General features: G+C 43.7%; 17 protein-coding genes and 2 pseudogenes. 9 read left to right on the top strand and 10 right to left on the bottom strand.

The features are described 5' to 3' along the window. Positions 1-104: 104 nt before the first annotated feature. The 4 genes and pseudogenes from F6K53_RS23505 to F6K53_RS23520 all read left to right on the top strand — a co-directional run bounded on the left by F6K53_RS23505 (position 105) and on the right by F6K53_RS23520 (position 4392). Complete coding sequence (locus tag F6K53_RS23505; protein ID WP_293069258.1) at positions 105-281, top strand: hypothetical protein; 177 nt, start codon at positions 105-107, stop codon at positions 279-281. Next, the gene (locus F6K53_RS23510; protein ID WP_293069256.1) at positions 272-2104 is read left to right on the top strand and encodes a DNA translocase FtsK; all 1833 of its coding nucleotides are present in this window, start codon (positions 272-274) and stop codon (positions 2102-2104) included. Before F6K53_RS23505 ends, F6K53_RS23510 begins: the two co-directional genes overlap by 10 nt. Positions 2105-2233: 129 nt before the next feature. Further along, positions 2234-3520: pseudogene (locus F6K53_RS23515) on the top strand (transposase). Further along, positions 3502-4392, top strand: a complete 891-nt coding sequence (locus F6K53_RS23520; protein ID WP_293069255.1) for an FtsK/SpoIIIE domain-containing protein — start codon at positions 3502-3504, stop codon at positions 4390-4392. Before F6K53_RS23515 ends, F6K53_RS23520 begins: the two are co-directional and overlap by 19 nt. Positions 4393-4472: 80 nt before the next feature. On the opposite strand, the gene F6K53_RS23525 is transcribed toward F6K53_RS23520, so the two are convergent. From F6K53_RS23525 to priA, 5 genes are all read right to left on the bottom strand, one after another. Next, complete coding sequence (locus F6K53_RS23525; RefSeq protein WP_293069254.1) at positions 4473-5966, bottom strand: SUMF1/EgtB/PvdO family nonheme iron enzyme; 1494 nt, start codon at positions 5964-5966, stop codon at positions 4473-4475. 241 nt (positions 5967-6207) lie between these two features. Beyond that, complete coding sequence (locus tag F6K53_RS23530; protein WP_075895865.1) at positions 6208-7251, bottom strand: nucleotidyl transferase AbiEii/AbiGii toxin family protein; 1044 nt, start codon at positions 7249-7251, stop codon at positions 6208-6210. Next, on the bottom strand, positions 7251-7871 hold the full coding sequence (locus tag F6K53_RS23535; RefSeq protein WP_293069253.1) for a DUF6088 family protein: 621 nt from the start codon (positions 7869-7871) through the stop codon (positions 7251-7253). The genes F6K53_RS23530 and F6K53_RS23535 overlap by 1 nt, the downstream gene beginning before the upstream one ends. A 237-nt stretch (positions 7872-8108) precedes the next feature. Further along, entirely contained in the window at positions 8109-8681 is a 573-nt protein-coding gene (locus F6K53_RS23540; protein ID WP_293069252.1) for a hypothetical protein, read from the bottom strand. Between the two features lie 395 nt (positions 8682-9076). Further along, entirely contained in the window at positions 9077-11662 is a 2586-nt protein-coding gene (gene priA, locus F6K53_RS23545; protein WP_293069251.1) for a primosomal protein N', read from the bottom strand. Positions 11663-12131: 469 nt separating this feature from the next. On the opposite strand from priA, the gene F6K53_RS23550 reads away from it, so the two are divergent. Further along, a complete protein-coding gene (locus F6K53_RS23550; protein WP_293047778.1) occupies positions 12132-13253 on the top strand; it encodes an RNA polymerase sigma factor, RpoD/SigA family in 1122 nt (373 codons plus the stop codon). A gap of 767 nt (positions 13254-14020) precedes the next feature. On the opposite strand, the pseudogene F6K53_RS23555 reads toward F6K53_RS23550, so the two are convergent. Further along, positions 14021-14233 (bottom strand): annotated as a pseudogene (locus F6K53_RS23555) (RNA-guided endonuclease TnpB family protein); the annotation flags it as partial. 293 nt (positions 14234-14526) lie between these two features. On the opposite strand from F6K53_RS23555, the gene F6K53_RS23560 reads away from it, so the two are divergent. Beyond that, entirely contained in the window at positions 14527-14649 is a 123-nt protein-coding gene (locus tag F6K53_RS23560) for a hypothetical protein (RefSeq protein ID WP_293069250.1), read from the top strand. A 401-nt stretch (positions 14650-15050) separates the two neighbouring features. Beyond that, complete coding sequence (locus tag F6K53_RS23565) at positions 15051-15314, top strand: DUF3146 family protein (protein WP_075896297.1); 264 nt, start codon at positions 15051-15053, stop codon at positions 15312-15314. Positions 15315-15320: 6 nt separating this feature from the next. Here the strand turns inward: F6K53_RS23565 and F6K53_RS23570 are convergent, their stop codons facing one another. Both F6K53_RS23570 and F6K53_RS23575 read right to left on the bottom strand, forming a co-directional pair. After that, positions 15321-15506, bottom strand: a complete 186-nt coding sequence (locus tag F6K53_RS23570) for a hypothetical protein (protein WP_293069249.1) — start codon at positions 15504-15506, stop codon at positions 15321-15323. A 107-nt stretch (positions 15507-15613) separates the two neighbouring features. After that, complete coding sequence (locus F6K53_RS23575; protein WP_293046285.1) at positions 15614-16015, bottom strand: pre-16S rRNA-processing nuclease YqgF; 402 nt, start codon at positions 16013-16015, stop codon at positions 15614-15616. 109 nt (positions 16016-16124) lie between these two features. Here F6K53_RS23575 and F6K53_RS23580 point away from each other — a divergent pair, with 109 nt between their 5' ends. Further along, a complete protein-coding gene (locus F6K53_RS23580) occupies positions 16125-16907 on the top strand; it encodes a class I SAM-dependent methyltransferase (RefSeq protein ID WP_293069248.1) in 783 nt (260 codons plus the stop codon). A 711-nt stretch (positions 16908-17618) separates the two neighbouring features. Further along, positions 17619-18683: an IS630 family transposase gene (locus F6K53_RS23585; RefSeq protein WP_293069247.1), complete on the top strand. Its 1065-nt coding sequence runs from the start codon at positions 17619-17621 to the stop codon at positions 18681-18683. Positions 18684-18762: 79 nt separating this feature from the next. On the opposite strand, the gene F6K53_RS23590 is transcribed toward F6K53_RS23585, so the two are convergent. Together F6K53_RS23590 and F6K53_RS23595 are read right to left on the bottom strand one after the other, a co-directional pair. Next, positions 18763-18885 carry a hypothetical protein gene (locus F6K53_RS23590; RefSeq protein WP_293062760.1) on the bottom strand — a complete coding sequence of 41 codons (123 nt, stop codon included), beginning with the start codon at positions 18883-18885 and terminating at the stop codon, positions 18763-18765. A gap of 155 nt (positions 18886-19040) precedes the next feature. After that, positions 19041-19352, bottom strand: a 312-nt coding sequence (locus F6K53_RS23595; protein WP_293082370.1) for a transposase, incomplete at its 5' end; no start/stop codon positions are given.

Here is a 19352-nt window from a genome sequence, read left to right on the forward strand (position 1 = left end):
AAGTAATATAATCTAGAATGCTCAAAACAAGCAAACTGTTTTTGCCCACCCTACAAGCTAATGAACTACATCACAGTAGGGTGGGCAAAGTAATATAATCTAGAATGCTCAAAACAAGCAAACTGTTTTTGCCCACCCTACAAGCTACAAGCTCTGTTCCCTGTTCCCTGTTCCCTGTTCCCTGTTCCCTAAAACCCAAGAATTTGTACCTAACCCGATTGAAAACTGCTGTATCATTCTACCATAGTAACAATTCGGATAACAAGCGCCAATGTACCTGAATCAACCAGCCCAGATCCGAGAGTTAATCCTTAATTTATCAGCCGCCAAAATTCTGTGGTTAGATACAGAAGTGGCTGACTGGAATACCCCTAATCCCAGATTATCTCTGATTCAGGTATTGGCTGATTCGACAGATATAAATGGTGACAAAGCTTACATCTTAGATGTATTAGACAAACCGGAAGTAGTGCAATACTTTGTCAACCATATTATAGTCAATCCTAACATTGAAAAAGTCTTTCACAACGCTAGCTTTGATTTACGCTATCTAGGGGGGAAAGAGCAAGCTAAGAATATCACCTGTACCTATCAAATAGCTAGAAAGCTGACCAACAAGAAACTACCCAATCCATTACAGGTATCAAACCATAAACTAAAAACCCTAGCGATAGAACTATGCAATTTCGCTAATGTCGATACAGAAGAGCAAAGCAGTGATTGGGGCAAACGTCCGCTCAGCCAAAAACAGCTAAAGTATGCAAAAATGGACACAGTCTATCTAGCCCATGTCCATCGCCGTTTACTAGAAATTAGTGATAAAAATAGCTGGAATCCAGAGCAGATGGTCAAAAGACAATCACGGACGCAACAATCGGAATCCCCTTGCTTCAGTGTTACCCAAGTTAGGGTAGCCATTGAATGTCCTCGTTTATTTTATTTGAGTCATCACTTTGGTGGAAAAACCCTATTTATACCACCATCCAACTCACCAGGTATTGGGAAAGTATTCCATAAGCTATGTCAACAGTGTACTGACAAACTCCAGCAAGATTCCCGATTTCAAGCCTTATTTTCCCCCACAGCAAGTCAGCTAGACCAAAGCCAAATTAGCTCTAAGATGCAAGCGCTACTGTATGAGCTAGTTGTTTTCCCCAACATCAATACCAATCCAGATATAGCCTCGATCTTACTTCAACTGTGGCAAGGATTAAAATCACTAATCCCCCATTGGACTCAACTGCTAGTTACTAATCGAGGCTATTGTCAGCCAGAGGAAGTAATTAGTAAAACCTTCGTTGCTCAAGAAATAGACCTGAGTTACAACTTCACCTTTCCTGATGGTACCAAGCAACGAGTTAATGGAAAATTCGATAGCTTAATCTTCGACTGTGAGCGCGATCGCTATTGTGTTGTAGACTATAAAACCTATCAACCCGTAGATCCATCCGCTAACCTAGCTCAAGTAGCCCTCTATAGTTACATGCTCCACCAAAAAAAAGGAGTAGCAATAGATGCAGGAGTTTATTGTGTTTTACCGGAATTCCAAAAATACTACTATTCCCGGGAAGAGCTAGAGGATACAGTGCATCAGCTCATTCCCCATAAATTACAACAGATGCGCCAATGGCTGAGTTGGAAACCTGCCCAGGTCGAAGAGGAGGGAGATGGGGAAACTATAAAAAACTATTGCACTCCAGCAATGGGTAAGGGCAACCTGGAGCCACCACCACCAACACGACAGCCTCACCTATGCAACATTTGTCCCCAACAGCAGACCTGCCAAACCTTTTTTGAGGAGGTGAAAACTGAGCAAAAGCCCGTCAAGGCACCATCCCGACCAACTCCTGATATTGAACAAAAGCCAGTCAAGGCACCATCCCGCCAAACTCTTGATGCTGATCAGACCGGGCAAAAATTGGTGAGTACTCTAGAAGACTTTAAAATTAGTGTAAATTATGTCAACGCAACAGTTGCTCCAGCATTTGTCCGGATCAAGCTAAAACCCAATCGTGGGGTAAAAGTCATATCAATACAGAATCGATCCAAGGATGTACAAAAATCCCCCAAAGCCTTCATCCCCGTGTCTTTAGACCGGGGATGAAGGCTCGCCGTAGGCGACACTTCGTGAACGCAGCGGCTTTAGCCGCCGTGAGGAAAATATTCTAGAAACTTCCAAAATTTGTCGCTGGTCGTGCTAGAATAAAACAAGAGCGGGAGAGGTCGATACCAGATGATTGTCCTAGAGTTCAAAGCCTACGGCAAAAAACACCAATACTCAGCCATTGATGAAGCTATTCGGACGGTCAAATTCATCCGTAACAGCTGTATCAGGCTCTGGATTGATAACAAGGGGATTGGAAAGTATGACCTCAGTAAATACTGCAAGGTCTTAGCCAAACAGTTCCCCTTTGCCAATGATTTGAACTCCACAGCTCGTCAGTCCAGTGCTGAGAGAGCCTGGTCATCCATCGCCCGTTTCTACGACAACTGCAAGAAAAAAGTACCTGGAAAAAAGGGTTTTCCTAAGTTTCAAAAGCATTGCCGCTCAGTTGAGTACAAACAGTCCGGTTGGAAGTTGTCCCCTGACAAAAAGTCAATAACCTTCAGTGACAAGAAAGGGATAGGGAAACTCAAGCTCAAGGGTACTTGGGACTTGTGGAGATTTGATAAGAAGCAGATTAAGCGGGTTCGCATAGTCCGGCGGGCTGATGGGTATTATGTTCAGTTTTGTGTTCAGGCTGACAATAATGAGACTTTGAAACCTAATAGCAAAAACCTAGGACTAGATGTAGGGCTAAAGGACTTCTATACAGATTCCAATGGCAATACTGAGCCGAACCCCAGGTTTTATAGAATAGGAGAAAAACGCTTAAAGTTTTATCAACGTCGGGTTTCCCGAAAAAAGAAAGGCTCATCCAACCGTAAAAAAGCCATTAAGAAACTAGGTAAGAAGCACCTCAAAATAAGTAGGCAACGTGAAGAGCACGCCAAGAGACTGGCGCGCTGCGTAATCCGGTCTAACGACCTGGTCGCTTACGAAGATTTGAGGGTTCGTAATATGGTTAAAAACCACTGTCTTTCCAAGTCTATTAATGATGCAGGTTGGTACCAGTTTAGGAAATGGTTGGAGTACTTTGGGACTAAGTTTAGCAGGGCAACGGTTGCAGTGAACCCTGCTTATACAAGTCAAAATTGTTCCAATTGCGGTGAGGTTGTAAAGAAGTCTCTATCAACTAGAACTCACACCTGTAAGTGTGGTTGTCAGCTAGATAGAGACCACAATGCCGCTATAAATATCCTCCAAAGAGCCTTGGGTACGGTAGGGCATACCGGAACCTGGGTCATTGACCCGTTCGCGTAGCGGAGGCCGTAGGCCACGCTACGTGAACGGGTTCCCCGAAACGCTTGTGGAGATTTGGCCTCTACTCTTCTTGGTTCCGACCAGGCTGAGCAAGTCGAGTCTACGAAGCAAGAATCCCCGCGTCTAATGACCGGGGAGTGTCAAAAGTACAGTTAGGTCTGGAGAATCCTCCCCTGATTACTCCCGAAGCTGGGTATGTCAGTGTGGATTTACCACGGAAGGATGAGGATAGAGAAGTAGCTAGATTTGATGACTATATTAGCCTTACGCAAAACTCAAGTAATCCTCCAATGATTGGGATTGGAGTAAATTTAGAGGGGAAATTGGTAGAAGCGGATTTATCTGATCCCAATACCTGTCACTTTTTGGTAGGGGGCACAACGGGAAGTGGCAAGAGCGAATTTTTGCGATCGCTTCTGCTATCCCTACTCTATCAGCATTCTCCTCAACAGCTCAAAATTGCTCTCGTTGATCCCAAGCGTGTCACTTTCCCAGAATTTGAGGACATGCCATGGTTGCTGTCACCAATCGTTAAAGATAGCGATCGCGCTATCGAATTGATGGAGCAATTAGTTGACAAAATGGAGCAGCGTTACCGGAAATTTGAACAAGCCAAGTGTCCTCACCTGGATGCTTATAATCAGCAATTGATTAATAAACAAATTTTACCATTACCTCGGATAGTCTGTATATTTGATGAATATGCTGACTTCATGGCAGAAAAAGAAATCCGCAAAGACTTAGAATTAAGTATTAAGCGTTTAGGAGCAAAAGCTAGAGCAGCTGGGATTCATTTGATTGTTGCTACTCAACGGCCAGATGCTAACGTTGTTACTCCGATTATTCGGTCTAATTTACCTGGGCGAATTGCTTTACGCACAGCCTCTGAAGCGGATTCAAAGATTATTTTTGGTGGCAGTAATACTGAAGCAGCTTATTTGTTAGGTAAGGGGGATTTATTGTATCAAAAGGGTGGTAAGTTAGAGCGATTGCAGAGTTTGTTTGCTGAGAGGATTATATTGCCTTGATTTTAAAATATAGTTATCAAATCCATCTCATACGGCGGAAATAAAGTATAAAAGTATAAAAATACAAAAAGGAAAAAGGGCTAAGTTCTCCCAACACCCCTAGCCACACGAAAACCGACAATGTAGTAGATGAGATCGCGCGCGCTACAGATGAGGCGGGAGGCAGAACGGCAATCCCTAGGAACGAGGCAGGAGCCGCCCCGCAAAGTATAATAATCAGTATTATTATCAAATTGACTCCAGATACTTCCATCTCTAGGAGCTCCTTCGTAATTACCATGCCAAGGATCCGCACACCACTCCCAAACATTGCCGTGCATATCGTATAAGCCAAAGCCGTTGGGGGGAAAACTTCCTACGTCGGTGGTTTTTCCTCGATATTCCCCTTGTGCTTCCTCTGCATAAGTATTTGAAGCGTTATAATTAGCGAATCTACTGGTTATGGTCTCTCCATAATGGAATGGTGTAGTAGTTCCAGCTCTACAGGCGTATTCCCATTCCGCTTCAGTGGGTAATCTGTATTCCGTTGCTGTATATTCACAGAGGCGATCACAAAATTCCACCGCATCGTACCAGTTTACTCGCTCTACTGGTCGATTCTTTCCTTTAAATCTCGAAGGGTCTGGCTTTAAGTCCCGCTTAATTTTTGGCAGGTTGGCTACGGCTCGCCATTGCGCCTGGGTTACCGGATATTTCCCCAGGAAGAAGGGTTGAATGCTTACTTGGTGTTGAGGTCTTTCGCTGTGATAACTCCCCTTCTCACTTTCAGGGGAACCCATTAAGAAGCTTCCTGGTGGGATATACACCATATCTAGGTCTACTCCATTCCCCAGATCTTGAGTGAAATAACCCGCTTGCTGGGATTCTCGCTTGATTATTCTTCCTCTACGGTTAACTGTTACTACTTCAAAGGAAAACTGCTTTAAACCTTCGGGTTTGACTCGCTTTAAACTTTCTTCCCTCGAATTTGGCTTGACAATCAGATCAGGTTGTGAATTGAAGTTTTGTTGGTGAGATAATAAATTAGAAACGTTATTGGCATTGTTTTCTAACCATTGCTTTAGTTGCTGAGCCTCTGAGGTGGGAATCTTTCCATTTACTAATAAACGATCGACAAATTTTACAATCCTTTTTTCATCATCAGTTGGTTGATGTATATCATCCAACTTTTTGAGAATATCATAAAAAGTGCCAGGAATTTTATCTCTCAAATTGGGACAACAATCTCTGTAAGCCTGTTGCATTTGTTTGATAACGGTTTTTTCTAAAGGCCCCAATATATTGACTAAACTAGTCGTAATTTTAAACTTTTCCTGGATTGCGTTTAAATGAACATTATTTGGATTGTTTTCAAGTGCTCCATGAATTAATTCTTCTAACTGATTGTAACCCTGACAATGCTCTATTAATTTGTGAACGGTTTCCTTTAAATTACCACCGCTAGCAATCTCGTTCAGATTTATATTTAATTCATAAAGCACCATCATTTCTAATTTAGTTTTATTAGGGAAAGCATTACACAGTGCTTCGTTTATTTTTTTGAGGAGATAACCAGGGGTATGTCCAGCATTCATTGATGGTTAGTTCAAGACCTGTGAAAAATAGAATTTGATACTTTGACTCTAATTCAGTATCTACACTGTGATTATACTGAATTCCGTAAATTTTACTTTATTTACTGGTATTTCCCAGCTGGTGGTGGCTTAGGGGTTAGGGAGCATGGAGCAGGGAACAGGAGAGGGCACCATATAAAAATAGAATTCTTGGTGGGTGGTCAAAACTTGTCATTATAAAAGACAAAAGTTCAAAGTGTTCTCACGATACCTGATTAACTTCTATTTCTAAGGCTGAAATTGCTTCTATGATTTCATCAAAGGGTGGAGCAGTACCTAACATCATGCCCTGCATTGCCTGATAATCAGTAATGAGAGCTTTTAGTAATTCTCCTTTCGGTAAGAGTTTTAGAGAGCCGGGAATCGCTTCGTCTAATTTCATCCAGCTTCGATTAAACAGTTTTTTGGTGTACTGGCGTACATCTTCTCTTAATTGATGATTGGCAATGGCTGTCTTACCAGCTTCCTGACGGGAAATTATTGCTACATCATAATAATGACGTGACAGTCTCTGGCGATCATTGGGCAGGCGTTGTTCGTCTCGATAACCACAAGACCAACCATGTAATATCATGATTTTATCCCAAAAAGTTCTTTGAGGGTCGATGGTCGTTACATTTGCTACGGAAAAATTCCATTCTTCAAGTATCTCGGATAGATAGGGGGTAATAGTATGATTTTGATTGGGAATGAGCGCTGACCGTGCGCCTGCTTCTAGTTTGACACGGGGTTGAACGTAAGCAATGCTATCGGATGGAAATAAGCTCGGATACTGAAACAGCAGGGTTGAATTATCTGGATCGTCTTCATCGAGTACAATGCGACTCTCAGGCGAAATTACCCCAGCAACTTGTGATAAGTCATCTTTAAGCTTGCCACAGATATACCTTGAAGCAGCTTGTTTTAGTTCGGACGCTAGTTTTTTTCGCCGCTTGCTAGAGATTCCAAGAGCAGAGGGGTCGTTATCCCCGGCAAAACCCAGATCGCTCCTGAATACCACCAAATCTACATCCTCGGAAAATCTACTAATGAGTTGATAAACCTTGGAAAGGGAAGTGCCGCCTTTAAACAATAGTCTGGGGTGTTCCTGGGGTAAGCCATTATAAAGGATATCCAGCACCAGGCACACCCAAAAATCCTTTTCTATATAGGATGACCTGGTATTGAGGGAATCGGCTGTTGACTCAAAAACATCGTTACGGTCTTGTGCTGGTAAATTGAGAAATTCTTCAAATGCTGGATTCACTAGGAGACACCTTCACCCTCACTAACTTGACGTACAACGGGTGTCATCCACGTTGGTAACAGCTTAATACCTTCTGCGAGATCTTGTTTGATGTCTGAAGACAACCGATTGTGTAGGGTATTAACCACATCTTTATCAGCAGCGATATTTTCGCCCAGCCAATATAAGGCCCTAACCACAGGCGCACCAGGACGGTTAGCCCATGCCATTAACCGTTGAGAGACATGACGTAGTTTGATGGTACGCCCACCAACTTGTAAAGTTCGGCTCGAACCATTCGTTATGTAGCTGTTCTGGGCGGGAACGGCATTGGTCAGACCTAGCTGGTGGGCTGCAACAATGCCATCTGGCATGATTGATATACCATCCCGACGTGCCAGAGCTTCCACAACGGCATCAATGTTGGGTGGGGCAGGACGCTTCAAGATATTGCTGGTGCGTGGATAGTCATATAAACCGCGACCAACGCGGCGCAAAAATCCTTGTTTCACCAGACGAGATAGCGCTTTATCTACAGCATCACGACTGCCGAGATCTACAAAATCTTTGGGTGTGCAGACCCAACCACCGCGACCATGACCACGAACTCTGTTCTGGATTTTTTTTGCTATACCCTGCATCTTACGAAAGCTATGAATATAAAGTTCACGAAATATATTATGTCAGAAGTATAGCCAATATTTCTGACTTTTTCAAGGCAGCTAACCCTGTATCAATTGCCCAAAGTCAGGATGTTGAGGTAACGAAGGTGAGTAGAACTGTCAGGATAGGTTCTATGACCCTTCGATAAAACTGTCAGATTAATCGAAAACCAACCCTTGATTCAGCAACGCCGCTGATAACTGATAGCTTAACTATTAACCCCAAACTAAGACAGCATAAACTCCATAACCAAAATAAACAGTAAGTACAATCGCAATAATAATCCGAGCGGTCATCGAAGTATGGCGTCTCCACAATACAAAGCATCCCACTATCACAGCCAACACTTCTAGGGGAGTAAAAATATGACCATAATGACGAGAATCCCAATAAGACACAGGGCTTTCAAAGCGCCAATTTGACAATGGAAAAAAGTGACGGTGGGCATCATCAGCATGGAGAGGAAGATCTCCTAACCCATGAAGAGCCATGCTAGCAAACATAGCAATCAGAAAGGTTTGACGAAAATAGTAGGCTAACAAGCCACCTATTAGTATTAGTGGAAAAGAATTGAAAATATCGAAAAATACTTGCCAGCTTTGGTTATAATAGGATTCAGACCAGATTACGTTTTCAGGAATTCCTCTGAGGAGTTTCTCATATCCGTAAAAAATTACCATTGGCAAATCCGGTAAGATCGCACCGAACACAATTGGTAAATTATTTTCCGGCTTTCTTTTTTTTCCTAAAATCAGGAGATTGACGATGGCGTGAGCAGGAGTATTCACAAATTAGGGAGTAGGGAGTAGGGAGTAGGGAGTAGGGAGTAGGGAGTAGGGAGTAGGGAATTAAGAATTGAGAATTAAGAATTAAGAATTGGGAATTGGGAATCGGGAATCGGGAATCGGGAATCGGGAATTGGGAATCGGGAATCGGGAATTAAGAATTAAGAATTAAGAATTAAGAATTGGGAATTGGGAATCGGGAATCGGGAATCGGGAATCGGTAATCGGGAATCGAAATTATCACAATTTATTTAGGTTCCCTATAACTTTCAACTTTCAACTTTCAACTCCTAACTTTCAACCTTCAACCAACCTTAAGCCTTCAACCAACCTTCAACCTTCAACCTTTAAACCTTCAACCTTCAACCTACTTTAAACCTTCAACTAACTTATACCTTTCAGCTTATATTCAACGGATTAACATCAATAGTCAAGCTAATATCTGGAGGACACATATCCTGTAATTCCCGCCAATTCAGTAACTTTGCGGGCACAGTAGGAGGAAACTTAAGCAAAATCTGCCATCGATAGCGACGAGCAACCCGGATCACACTAGCTGGTGCTGGTCCTAGGATATCGTACTCGGCTTCAGGAGTATCTAAGCTGTCGGCTAAATCCTCCGCTACCTTCTCTACCGCCACAGCATCCAATCCACTTATGCGCAACAGAATCAAATCACCATAAGGGGGATAGTTCAGTGCTGCCCGTTGTTCCAATTCGTCCGAGATAAACGACTGATAATTATGAGTTTTGACAGCCTGAATCACAGGATGGTCTGGGGAATAAGTTTGAATAATTACCTGACCAGGGTCATCCCCACGACCGGCACGACCTGCCACCTGAGTTAAGGTTTGGAATGCCCGCTCGGATGCTCTATAGTCTGACAAATACAGTAGTCCATCTGCTGCTACCACTCCCACCAGTGTGACCTGAGCCAAATCTAATCCTTTGGTCAGCATTTGGGTTCCCACCAACAAGTCAGCTTCCCGATTAGCGAATTGAGTTAACAAAGTGCGATGAGCATTCTTGGTACGAGTGGTATCACTGTCAAATCGGATAATTCGCAACTCTGGAAACAGCTTCGCCAAATCTTGAACAACCCGCTGAGTACCACTACCGAAAAATTTCAGGTAGGGAGAACTACATTCTGGACAACTACGGGGATGGAGTTGTCCGAAATTACAATAGTGGCACCGCAATACTTGAGTAGCCCCTTCATGGGTATAGTGATAGGACAAGGAAACATCACAGTTAGGGCACTCCAGCACATGACCACAACTACGACAAGACACAAACGTACTGTGTCCCCTGCGGGGGATAAATAAAATCCCCTGTTTCTCTTGTTCCTTTAGTCGTCTCAAGCTGTCTTGGAGAGAACGGCTAAAAATCGACCGATTCCCAGCTTGTAACTCCTGCCTCATATCCACAATTTCCACCGGTGGCAGGGGTCTGGATTGAATCCGTTCCGGTAGGGATAAGTAATGAGTGCTAAGTTCTGGATGCTGAGGAGGTGAACAGGTGAAGGGTTGAACCTCAGGAGCTGAAGAGGTCAGGGGATTAATTTCACTACCGATCTGACCATCTCTCGCTCCCCCCATCACCTTAATACTGACCCAGCTTTCTACCGAAGGAGTAGCTGAACCTAAAATCAGGGGACAATTTTCTAATTCTGCTCGCCACTGAGCAACGGTGCGAGCGTGGTAGGTAGGAATAGGTTGGTCTTGCTTGAAGCTGGAGTCGTGTTCTTCATCTAAAACAATTAATCCCAACTGGGGCAAAGGGGCAAAAACAGCAGAACGAGTGCCAATCACCACTTGTGGCTCACCTGGGATCATCTGTCGCCAGGTATCATAGCGCTCCCCTTTATTCAAGGCACTGTGGTAAACCCGAACTTTATCACCAAAGCGAGCCCGGAAACGGTCAGTAATTTGAGGAGTTAAGCCAATTTCCGGCACCAACACCAAAGCGGATTTCCCTTGCGCTAGGATTGGTGCGATCGCTTGTAGATAGACCTCCGTTTTCCCAGACCCAGTCACCCCATGCAACAGCACTTGGGCAAAGCCATCGAGATTATTAATCAGGTCTAATGCATGGGATTGGGCATTTGTCAAGTTTTTGGGGGCATCTGTAGCCATGGTTGGTGAAGTCGCACTGCGCAATACTTCCCTAGGCTCAATCACCACATATCCCTTATCTTCCAAAGAATTTATAGTTGACGAACTAACATTACAAATTTGTGATAGTTCACTCAACCACAAATCTCCTCCACGACGGCGTAGCACCTCCAATACTTCCCGTTGCCGTCGAGTCAGATCAGGCCGATTGAGATTACCCACCAGAGTCACAGCTTTCTTGAGCTTAGGACGAGTTGGCTTAGGAGCTTCCAGATAACTTTCTACCCAACCTCGCTTGAGCAGGTGACGTAATCCTGCTTTAGCCCCCTTTACCTGACGTTGGAGGTATTGCCAGCTGTAATCCCCATTGGGTTTAGCCTGGAGAATCTCCAAAATCTTACTTGCTGCTGAATTATTGACAAAGACATGAGCCTCTTTAGGCAAGACCGAGGAATTGAGGCGAATTCGACGCTGCGATCGCCCTAACAGTCCTGGAGGTAAAGCAGACCGAATCACTTGGATTAGAGGAGTGCAGTAGTACTGAGCCACCCGCTCTAACAGTTGGCAGTAGGAACTTGGAAAGAAACCGGGACTGATCACCTCCTCTACGTCCTTAATTTTCTCCAGTGGTAAGTTTGGGGGTGGAGAGTCTACAATCCGAATAGCGATCGCTCCTAGCTGTTGAGTCCCGAATGACACACTCAGAACATCTCCAGGATTGATTGAAACATCCAATGCATTACGATAAGTATATATACCTTGGACTCCTGGACAATCTACTAGGACTTCAACCCACTTTTCTTGGCCACCACCAGAAAAGTAAAGTGCTCTAGGCTCAGCTAACAGTAGACCTAAAGGAGGATTAGACATAGGGCAGCTTTAGTTTGGGAAGGCTCCTATTCTATCACTATTGATAGATAGGAAAATTCTAAAATATGTGAGATTCTGTTTCCAGAGTCAAAATCAATAATAAAAGCAATGGGAAGAGAATTATCTCTCCTGCCGTCACCCTAGAGTTTAACTAAAATATATGTAATTAAACATTTCGTAATTACAGATACAATTAGCCAAACTGCTTCTGGTAAGCTTAAAACCATTAATTTATAATCACGTCAATCACACATCAACTACTTGAAGCAGGTTGGGTCACTGAGCTTTGAGGGTATGGAGCGTGTTTTGGCTGCTCTGTCTAGAGTATTAACTTCTTTGTGAAACCAGCAACACCAATTTTTGATAATAGACTTTTCATTAACGGCCAATTTTCAGCAACAGACAGCCTCAATCCCTCAAGGCAAGGGTTTTAACAAACTTAAAATACACTTGCAACTCACACATCCCTATGAATATTACAGAATTAAACCACACTCATACAATGCCGTCTACGGAAGAGAAGGATTTTTATGTTACTGACCACATTGAGCCAGAGGAAACAGATTTACAGCGTGTAGCGGTCGAATTCACCGAAGACGATGAACTAGTGGTCTCTACTTCCCATAATTTCCGGAAAAGCGGCTCTGATGACACAGTGGGTGCATTCTTCAAGGAAATGGCTCGTTACCCATTGCTCAAGCCAGACGAAGAAGTAGATTTAGCCCGTCGGGTTAAGTTCCTAGTAGAAATCGACCAACTCCGCAACAGCTTACACGAAAAGTTAGACCGTAAACCAACCAAGGCTGAGGTAGCTGCAGCGGTCGAGATGACAGAACGTCAGTTGGAGGGGAATTTATATCGCGGTCGTGTGGCAAAACGCAAGATGATTCGCTCGAACTTGCGGTTAGTGGTTTCAATTGCTAAACGATATATTAATCGGGGTGTACCATTTCTAGATTTGATTCAAGAAGGTGCGTTGGGCTTAAACCGAGCAGCAGAAAAGTTTGACCCAGATAAGGGTTACAAGTTTTCTACCTATGCTTATTGGTGGATTCGTCAAGCGATTACTCGTACTATTGCCAATGATGCCCGAACTATTCGTCTACCAATCCACATTGTAGAAAAGCTCAATAAACTTAAAAAAGCTCAGCGGGAACTTAAACAGCAACTCCAGCGCAATCCTAATGAAATAGAACTTGCTCAAGCCCTAGAAATTTCCCTCTCCCATTTGCGTCAGTTACTAGAATTGCGTAGGCGCTCCCTTTCTTTGAATCACAGAGTTGGTAAAGGGGAAGACACAGAACTGATGGATTTGCTCGAAGACAATGATCTACGATTGCCCGAAGATAAGATGAATGAATCCATGATGCGCCAGGAGATTTGGGAAGTTCTCAGTGATGTCCTGACTGAGCGGGAAAAAGATGTGATTTCTCTACGCTATGGTTTAGCCAGCAGTGAACCCTACACCCTAGAAGAAGTAGGAGGCATGTTCAATCTCTCTCGGGAACGGGTGCGTCAGATTCAAAGCAAGGCCATGCGTAAGCTACGCCGTCCGCAAGTGGCTCGACGGCTTAGAGACTGGTTGACCTAGTGCAGCAGGTCTTAGGTCAGCTCGTGACTGCTGGATAAATTTGGTGATGTCGAAATCAGGTAATTCCGGTTAATTAGTTACCAAATAATCTCTGGCTAAATAATCTCTGGTCAATTAGACACTCCCCGGTCATTAGACGCGGGGAGTGTCAATTCAACGAGGTTGCATTAAACTATAGCAAGGGAAGCATGGTTTAGGACATAGTCTTTTGCTTGAAAGGGAGCAGGGACTGAGGCCGTTGGCCAAAGTGTTGATTTAGCATAACAAGTACGGAAGAGCCTTAATTGTCTGTAGGAGACTAAGCAGAATTAGAAGGCTAGCCACTGTTGACGATTTTATACAAATATCTTGCAGTATCTCCAAAAATATGTTAGACTTTGATTATGAATCTAGTGTCAAAGAAAACATTCTGGTTCCTTGAATTGAAGCCGAAAACCAAAGCAAACCATGATAGTGGTTGCGTTTTCTATTAAACACAGATTTATGCGCCTTGAGCGGAACAAAACCTATCTTGGCCTTGGGAGATACCCCCTGGCTGCGAGAGCAGCTTGCATTAGTGGGCTAAAATCTGCAAAGTAGATTTTGGTAGCTAAAAAGTATCGGAACAGGTATTCGGCTCTATTAAGTTGACTTTTTAAGTGGTTTTGGATGTAGGCAAGATTGTCAATAGGTAGGTCTTGTTGAAAAAAATAGACCTATCTTTTTTTTACCACAAAATGGTGAAAACTTTACATTTAAAGCTGTTCAGGCTATTTCGTCACCCCTTCAGCTTGTCGAGCCATAGAGTTTAATTCATTAGCAAACGGAAAATCCTTAGCTAAAATTGCACAAAGTGCGCTTAAATTAGCCTTATTGACTCCCTTATTGTCCATCCAATAGCGAAGACATTTGTTACGAATAAATTGAGCCGTGCAAATGGCTTCATCTATCGCAAAATATTGTTTTTGTTTGCCGTATGCTTTGAACTCTAAAACAATCATTGACCGTAGGTCACGCGGAGCGCTTTAGACCTTTTCATATCCTGATCTTATTCTAAATCAAATAAGATCAGATTTTCGGACTTTGGTATAATATTTTTATTAACGGCGACTAAAGTAGCTATTTCGCCTTCATCCCCGCTTTAAAAAGAGGGGGCTTTCGGCTTTTGTTAATTTCTCGTAAAAAGCATCCATCAGCACCTGGGTTGGGAGCATGTCAACTTTGTAATTAGGTACATAGATCCCCCCTAACCCCCCTTAAAAAAGTAGGGCTGTTTCATTCTGGCCAAAAATAGATGGGGAGATGGGGAGATGGGGAGATGGGGAGATGGGGAGATGGGGAGATGGGGAGATGGGGAGATGGGGAGATGGGGAGAAAAGGAGCGCGAATAGTCGTGATTTTGGCCAAATTTATCTAACCATACTCAAAAGCCGAATCACGAATTGTTAGTCATTTGAGTTGATTGAAGCCGGCTAATTAGTCAGATTTTAATGACTAAATTTGGGGATTTTTCGGAAAATTTTGAGCTATTTCCCTATCCCCCTATCCCCCTATCCCCCTATCTCCTTTTCTCGTTAACTTATTTTTCTTTGAAACAGCCCTGCCCTTAAAAAAGGGGGGAATTAGATTGAAAAGTCCCCCTTATTAAGGGAAACGGGGGATCTGAATCAGGGATTAACAAAACTGACATGCACCCCCTGGGTTCCTTGGTCATCAACCACCCACACTGCTATCACATTCGGGTTGATCCCTATTGACTTATCTGCCAACAGGTCTGCTAACCTATGTCTTTAAAGCAGATTAGGATTTTTTACCATTGTGAGTGCAAAGGGTTTGCCTGAAACCACTGCCTACGTCAGAATTACGCGGCACTGCTGGCAACAGGGCAAGATTGAAGGGGAAGTCCAAGCCGCAGACTATGAATGGGAGTTTAAGTGGCATTTTCGGGTCAGTCAGCTGTTAGTCACCCCCTCTTTGGGCCGTGCCTTGATTCAGGAACCCCTTGGCCGATTTTTAGAACAGTGGGATTACCAGCTCGAACCAGGAGGAAACTATGCTTTTACCATTCGAGCTGAGCTATAGCATTTATCAAGTCGTTGAGGTACTTTTGTTCTGGGGAGTAGGGAGTAGGGAGTAGGGAGTAGGGAGTAGGGAATAGGGAGTAGGGAGTAGGGAGTAGGGAGTAGGGAGTAGGGAGTAGGGAGTAGGGAGTAGGGAGTAGGGAGTAGGGAGTAGGGAGTAGGGAGTAGAGAATGGGAAAAATTTGTACCTCATTACTATGAGAAATGCTATAGTCTCAGAAGGGATAATAGGGGAAAATTAGAAGAGGCTTGAGCATGCTTTCAATAGGTAATTCCCAAAGAAAGAAGACGATATGCCTTTTAGCTTTTGCTTTTGATTATATAGCGCTCGATTAACAAAATTGCCACAATATCATCAATGGGTCGAGGAGGTTGGCGCATTCCTTGGGGGATAAGGCGTTGGAACCCTTTGGGAGGATACATTTGCCAGTAGCGTGGGCGAGCTTCTAAACTACTGTAGCGCTCATCTACCAGGACAATAGGTACTGATGCTGGTAATTCCTCCTGGATTTTCCGTTTCCATCTCTTGGCAGTAGTTTGGTCTCCCATCACAATGGTTTCAATGGGGAATTGTTGACACAGTTGCTGGAGTTTTGCGATCGCATTTCCTGAAGCGACTACCTCATGGGTTAGCAGCTGACCCTCTTTTTCCATTACTGCTACACCACATTTATCTCGTCCTGGATCGAAGCCTAAAATCATCTCAATGCACGGATTATGTAAATCTTTGTCAAAATTGCTAATCTGGCCACACAACTAGTACCCTACCCTACAAGTACAGTGATTGCCTAAATCCTGATTGGTATTAATCATGACCGAAACGAACCTTGAGACAACACCATTACACCAGATGAACCCAGAGAGTCGATTTTCTGAACTGGTGGCAGATTATGCGAAATACCGACCCAGTTACCCAGCTGCAGCTATCGACAAGATTCTGGAAGGACTTGAGAACAGAGGGCAACTGGTAGCTGCGGATATTGGTGCAGGAACAGGAATTTCCTCTCGGCTACTAGCTCAACGGGGAGTTCGAGTTATTGCCATCGAACCCAATACTCAGATGAGACAAGCTGCTACCAGCCATCCATTGGTTGAATTCCGGGATGGAACTGCTCAACAGACCAACTTACCTGATGCATCCATTGACTTAGTGGCTTGCTTTCAATCCTTCCATTGGTTTGATCCAGAGCCAAGTTTGCTAGAGTTTCGCCGTATCCTGAAGCCTACTGGACAATTAGCTGTGGTCTGGAATGACCGCAACCGTCAAGATGATTTTACCCAAGGCTATACTCATCTAGTGCAAATCGCCTCCAATCATCATCCGGCTGAGTCCCGTATGTGTTCGGTAGACCCCTTGCTCGCTAGTCCATTGTTTCCTAAGGTCTGTTCCTACACCTTTTCTTATCAGCAAGCCTTAGATAAAGATGGTCTGATTGGTCGTGCTAAGAGTGTCTCCTATATCCCACGGGAAGGATTAGCTCACCAGAAACTTATCTCTGATTTGCAGGAATTGTACAACAGTTGGTGTGATCACAAAGGTTTAGTTTACTTGACGTATCGTACCAAGGTTTACCTAGCTCAACCTGAGTGCTGAGTTGTGATTAATAATTCTCAGTATAGCATTTCTAATTGTGTCCTACTACTTAGTTAGTCTAGTTTAGTTCGTCCAATTTCAAATCATCAATATAGAGTAGGAATAAGCCTAGAAAGATTGTCATTAGTGATCGCCAAAAAGGTTGAATAGGTATGTCCCAAAGTAACCCCCATATCCCACACCAGGAAATTATGATGGCGATCATAGTATACATAGTTGATAAGTTGGGATATTTTGTTTTGAAGTGCTAGAAGAGGTTTTACCTCGAATTCATTTCCTCGAAATCTTTTTCTATAGGAGTTTTTTTCAAAGGAAACTGATTTATTTTAATACACCTGTGGATTCACACAATAGGGTAATCGCTTACCCTATTGTCCAGCCATGAGATTATTGGCGTTGCTTAATGATGGTATGATTTTGCCCTCCTAGCCCCCCAAATTTGGTGGATTTAGAGGGCTTTATCAAAATCAAATGATCGCGCATTCATACTTCAATTCAGCAAAGCAAAAATTCCTTGATCATCTGCCCAAAATACAAATTATTAACCTCAAAGTATTGATTGTTATAAACTTTGTCAAACTTTAGTAACAAATACCAAAAGGCGATCGCTACGAGCTGTAAGCGATCGCCTTTTAATTACCCTTCTAATCCTTATATCATGTCAGCTTAAATGCACATAATATAGAAGGTAGCATCTACTATGTTTTACTAATGCCTAAACGCCTTACTATTAGCCCCCACCTAACTATTGATGAATTGGAGCAAGGTTATCGCCAAGCCAAAACGGTAACGGAACGCTCACATTACCAAATCCTTTGGTTATTAGCCAAAGGCAACAAGAGCGACGAGGTGGCGGCTGTAACAGGTTACAGCCGTAGCTGGATTTATGAGTTGGTTCGCAGTTACAACCACTTGGGTAATGAGGCATTAGGGGATTTACGGCGCCATAATCGAGGTGCCTTACCCAAACTTGATGATGTTCAACAAGCCCATCTGCTGCAAGCGATTCGAGGGGTAGCCCCCGATGGTGGATTGTGGAATGGACGCAAAGTGGCGGACTACCTGAGTCAGGTTCTGGGAAAGCCTGTGAGTCGGCAGCAGGGGTGGAAATATCTCAAACAGATGGAGTTTCGGCTGCGAGTTCCTCGCCCTCAGCATCAACACAGTGATGAACACGAGCAAGAAGTTTGGAAAAAAAAGTTGAGGGACGAGGTGAATCGAGTACAGATGCAATATCACGACGCCGACGTCGAAATTTGGTGTCAAGATGAGCACCGCATTGGCTTACAACCGGTGATGCGACGAGTCTGGGTCGAGTTGGGGGAAACAGCCATTGCTCGGGTTAACTGGAAGCGAGAGTGGCTATGGTTATATGCATTTGTCCAACCTCACAGCGGAGAAACCTACTGGTGGCTTTTACCCTATGTCAACACCGAGTTGTTTAATCGGGTGCTCAAGGACTTTGCTGAGCACTTCAAACTTGGCAAAAATAAGCGGGTGATTTTACCTCTCGACCAAGCGGGTTGGCATACTACTGACAAGCTGAAGGTACCCGAAGGCATTCACTTACTGCACCTGCCTCCTTATTCTCCAGAGTTGCAACCTGCTGAACGATTATGGCCGTTAGTGAATGAGCCATTAGTAAATCAAGCCTTTGACTCGATGGCTGAAGTTGAGGAGTTGGTCTATCAACGCTGTCAGAGGCTACTCCAACAACAAGAGTTGATTCGGGGGTTAACCTTCTATGACTGGCTCCTCACGGACGAGGTCGCTTAATTATGTGCATTTAAACCGACATGATATTAGGATGAATTGACAGCGGTTTTCAATTCGGTCAGGTACAAATTTTTGGGTTTTAGGGAATAGGGAACAGGGAACAGGGAACAGAGAAGTTCATGTAGGGTGGGCAGTGCTTAATACAGATCAAATCAGCTGACAAAGCACCTTGGTAGGCACTGCCCACCTTACGATTAATCACTGGTTTATTACTAGTTCATGTCAGGTGGGCAGTGCTTAATACCGATCAGATCAGCTGACAAAGCCCGTTGGTAGGCACTGCCCACCCTACGATTAATCACTGGTTTATTAGCAAGTTCTCAATAAGTGCTGATTACAAGTTGAATTGGGAATGCTTCAGACTGGGTTACCAACCTGTAAGTGCTCCATGGATTTGTGTTTAATCAGTTCTGGTAAAGAGGGAATGCTGTGGTCACCTCGTAACCGAGACAATAGATAGTCCCAGAAGCAAACCCCTAGCTTGCGACAAGTCTTTTTCAAACCTACCATCGTATCTCTGGCTTTTCGTCCAACATCATTGCGAGTGCCACCACTAATTTTTCGACGGGTGACAAATTCTCGGATGTCAGACTCGGCTGCATTGTTGTGGAGTGGAATATCCGGATCATCAAGAACCCTCAGAAGCTGTTTCTTGTTTTTCCTAAATCC

The organism is Moorena sp. SIO4A1, assembly GCF_010672065.1.
Classification (GTDB): domain Bacteria; phylum Cyanobacteriota; class Cyanobacteriia; order Cyanobacteriales; family Coleofasciculaceae; genus Moorena.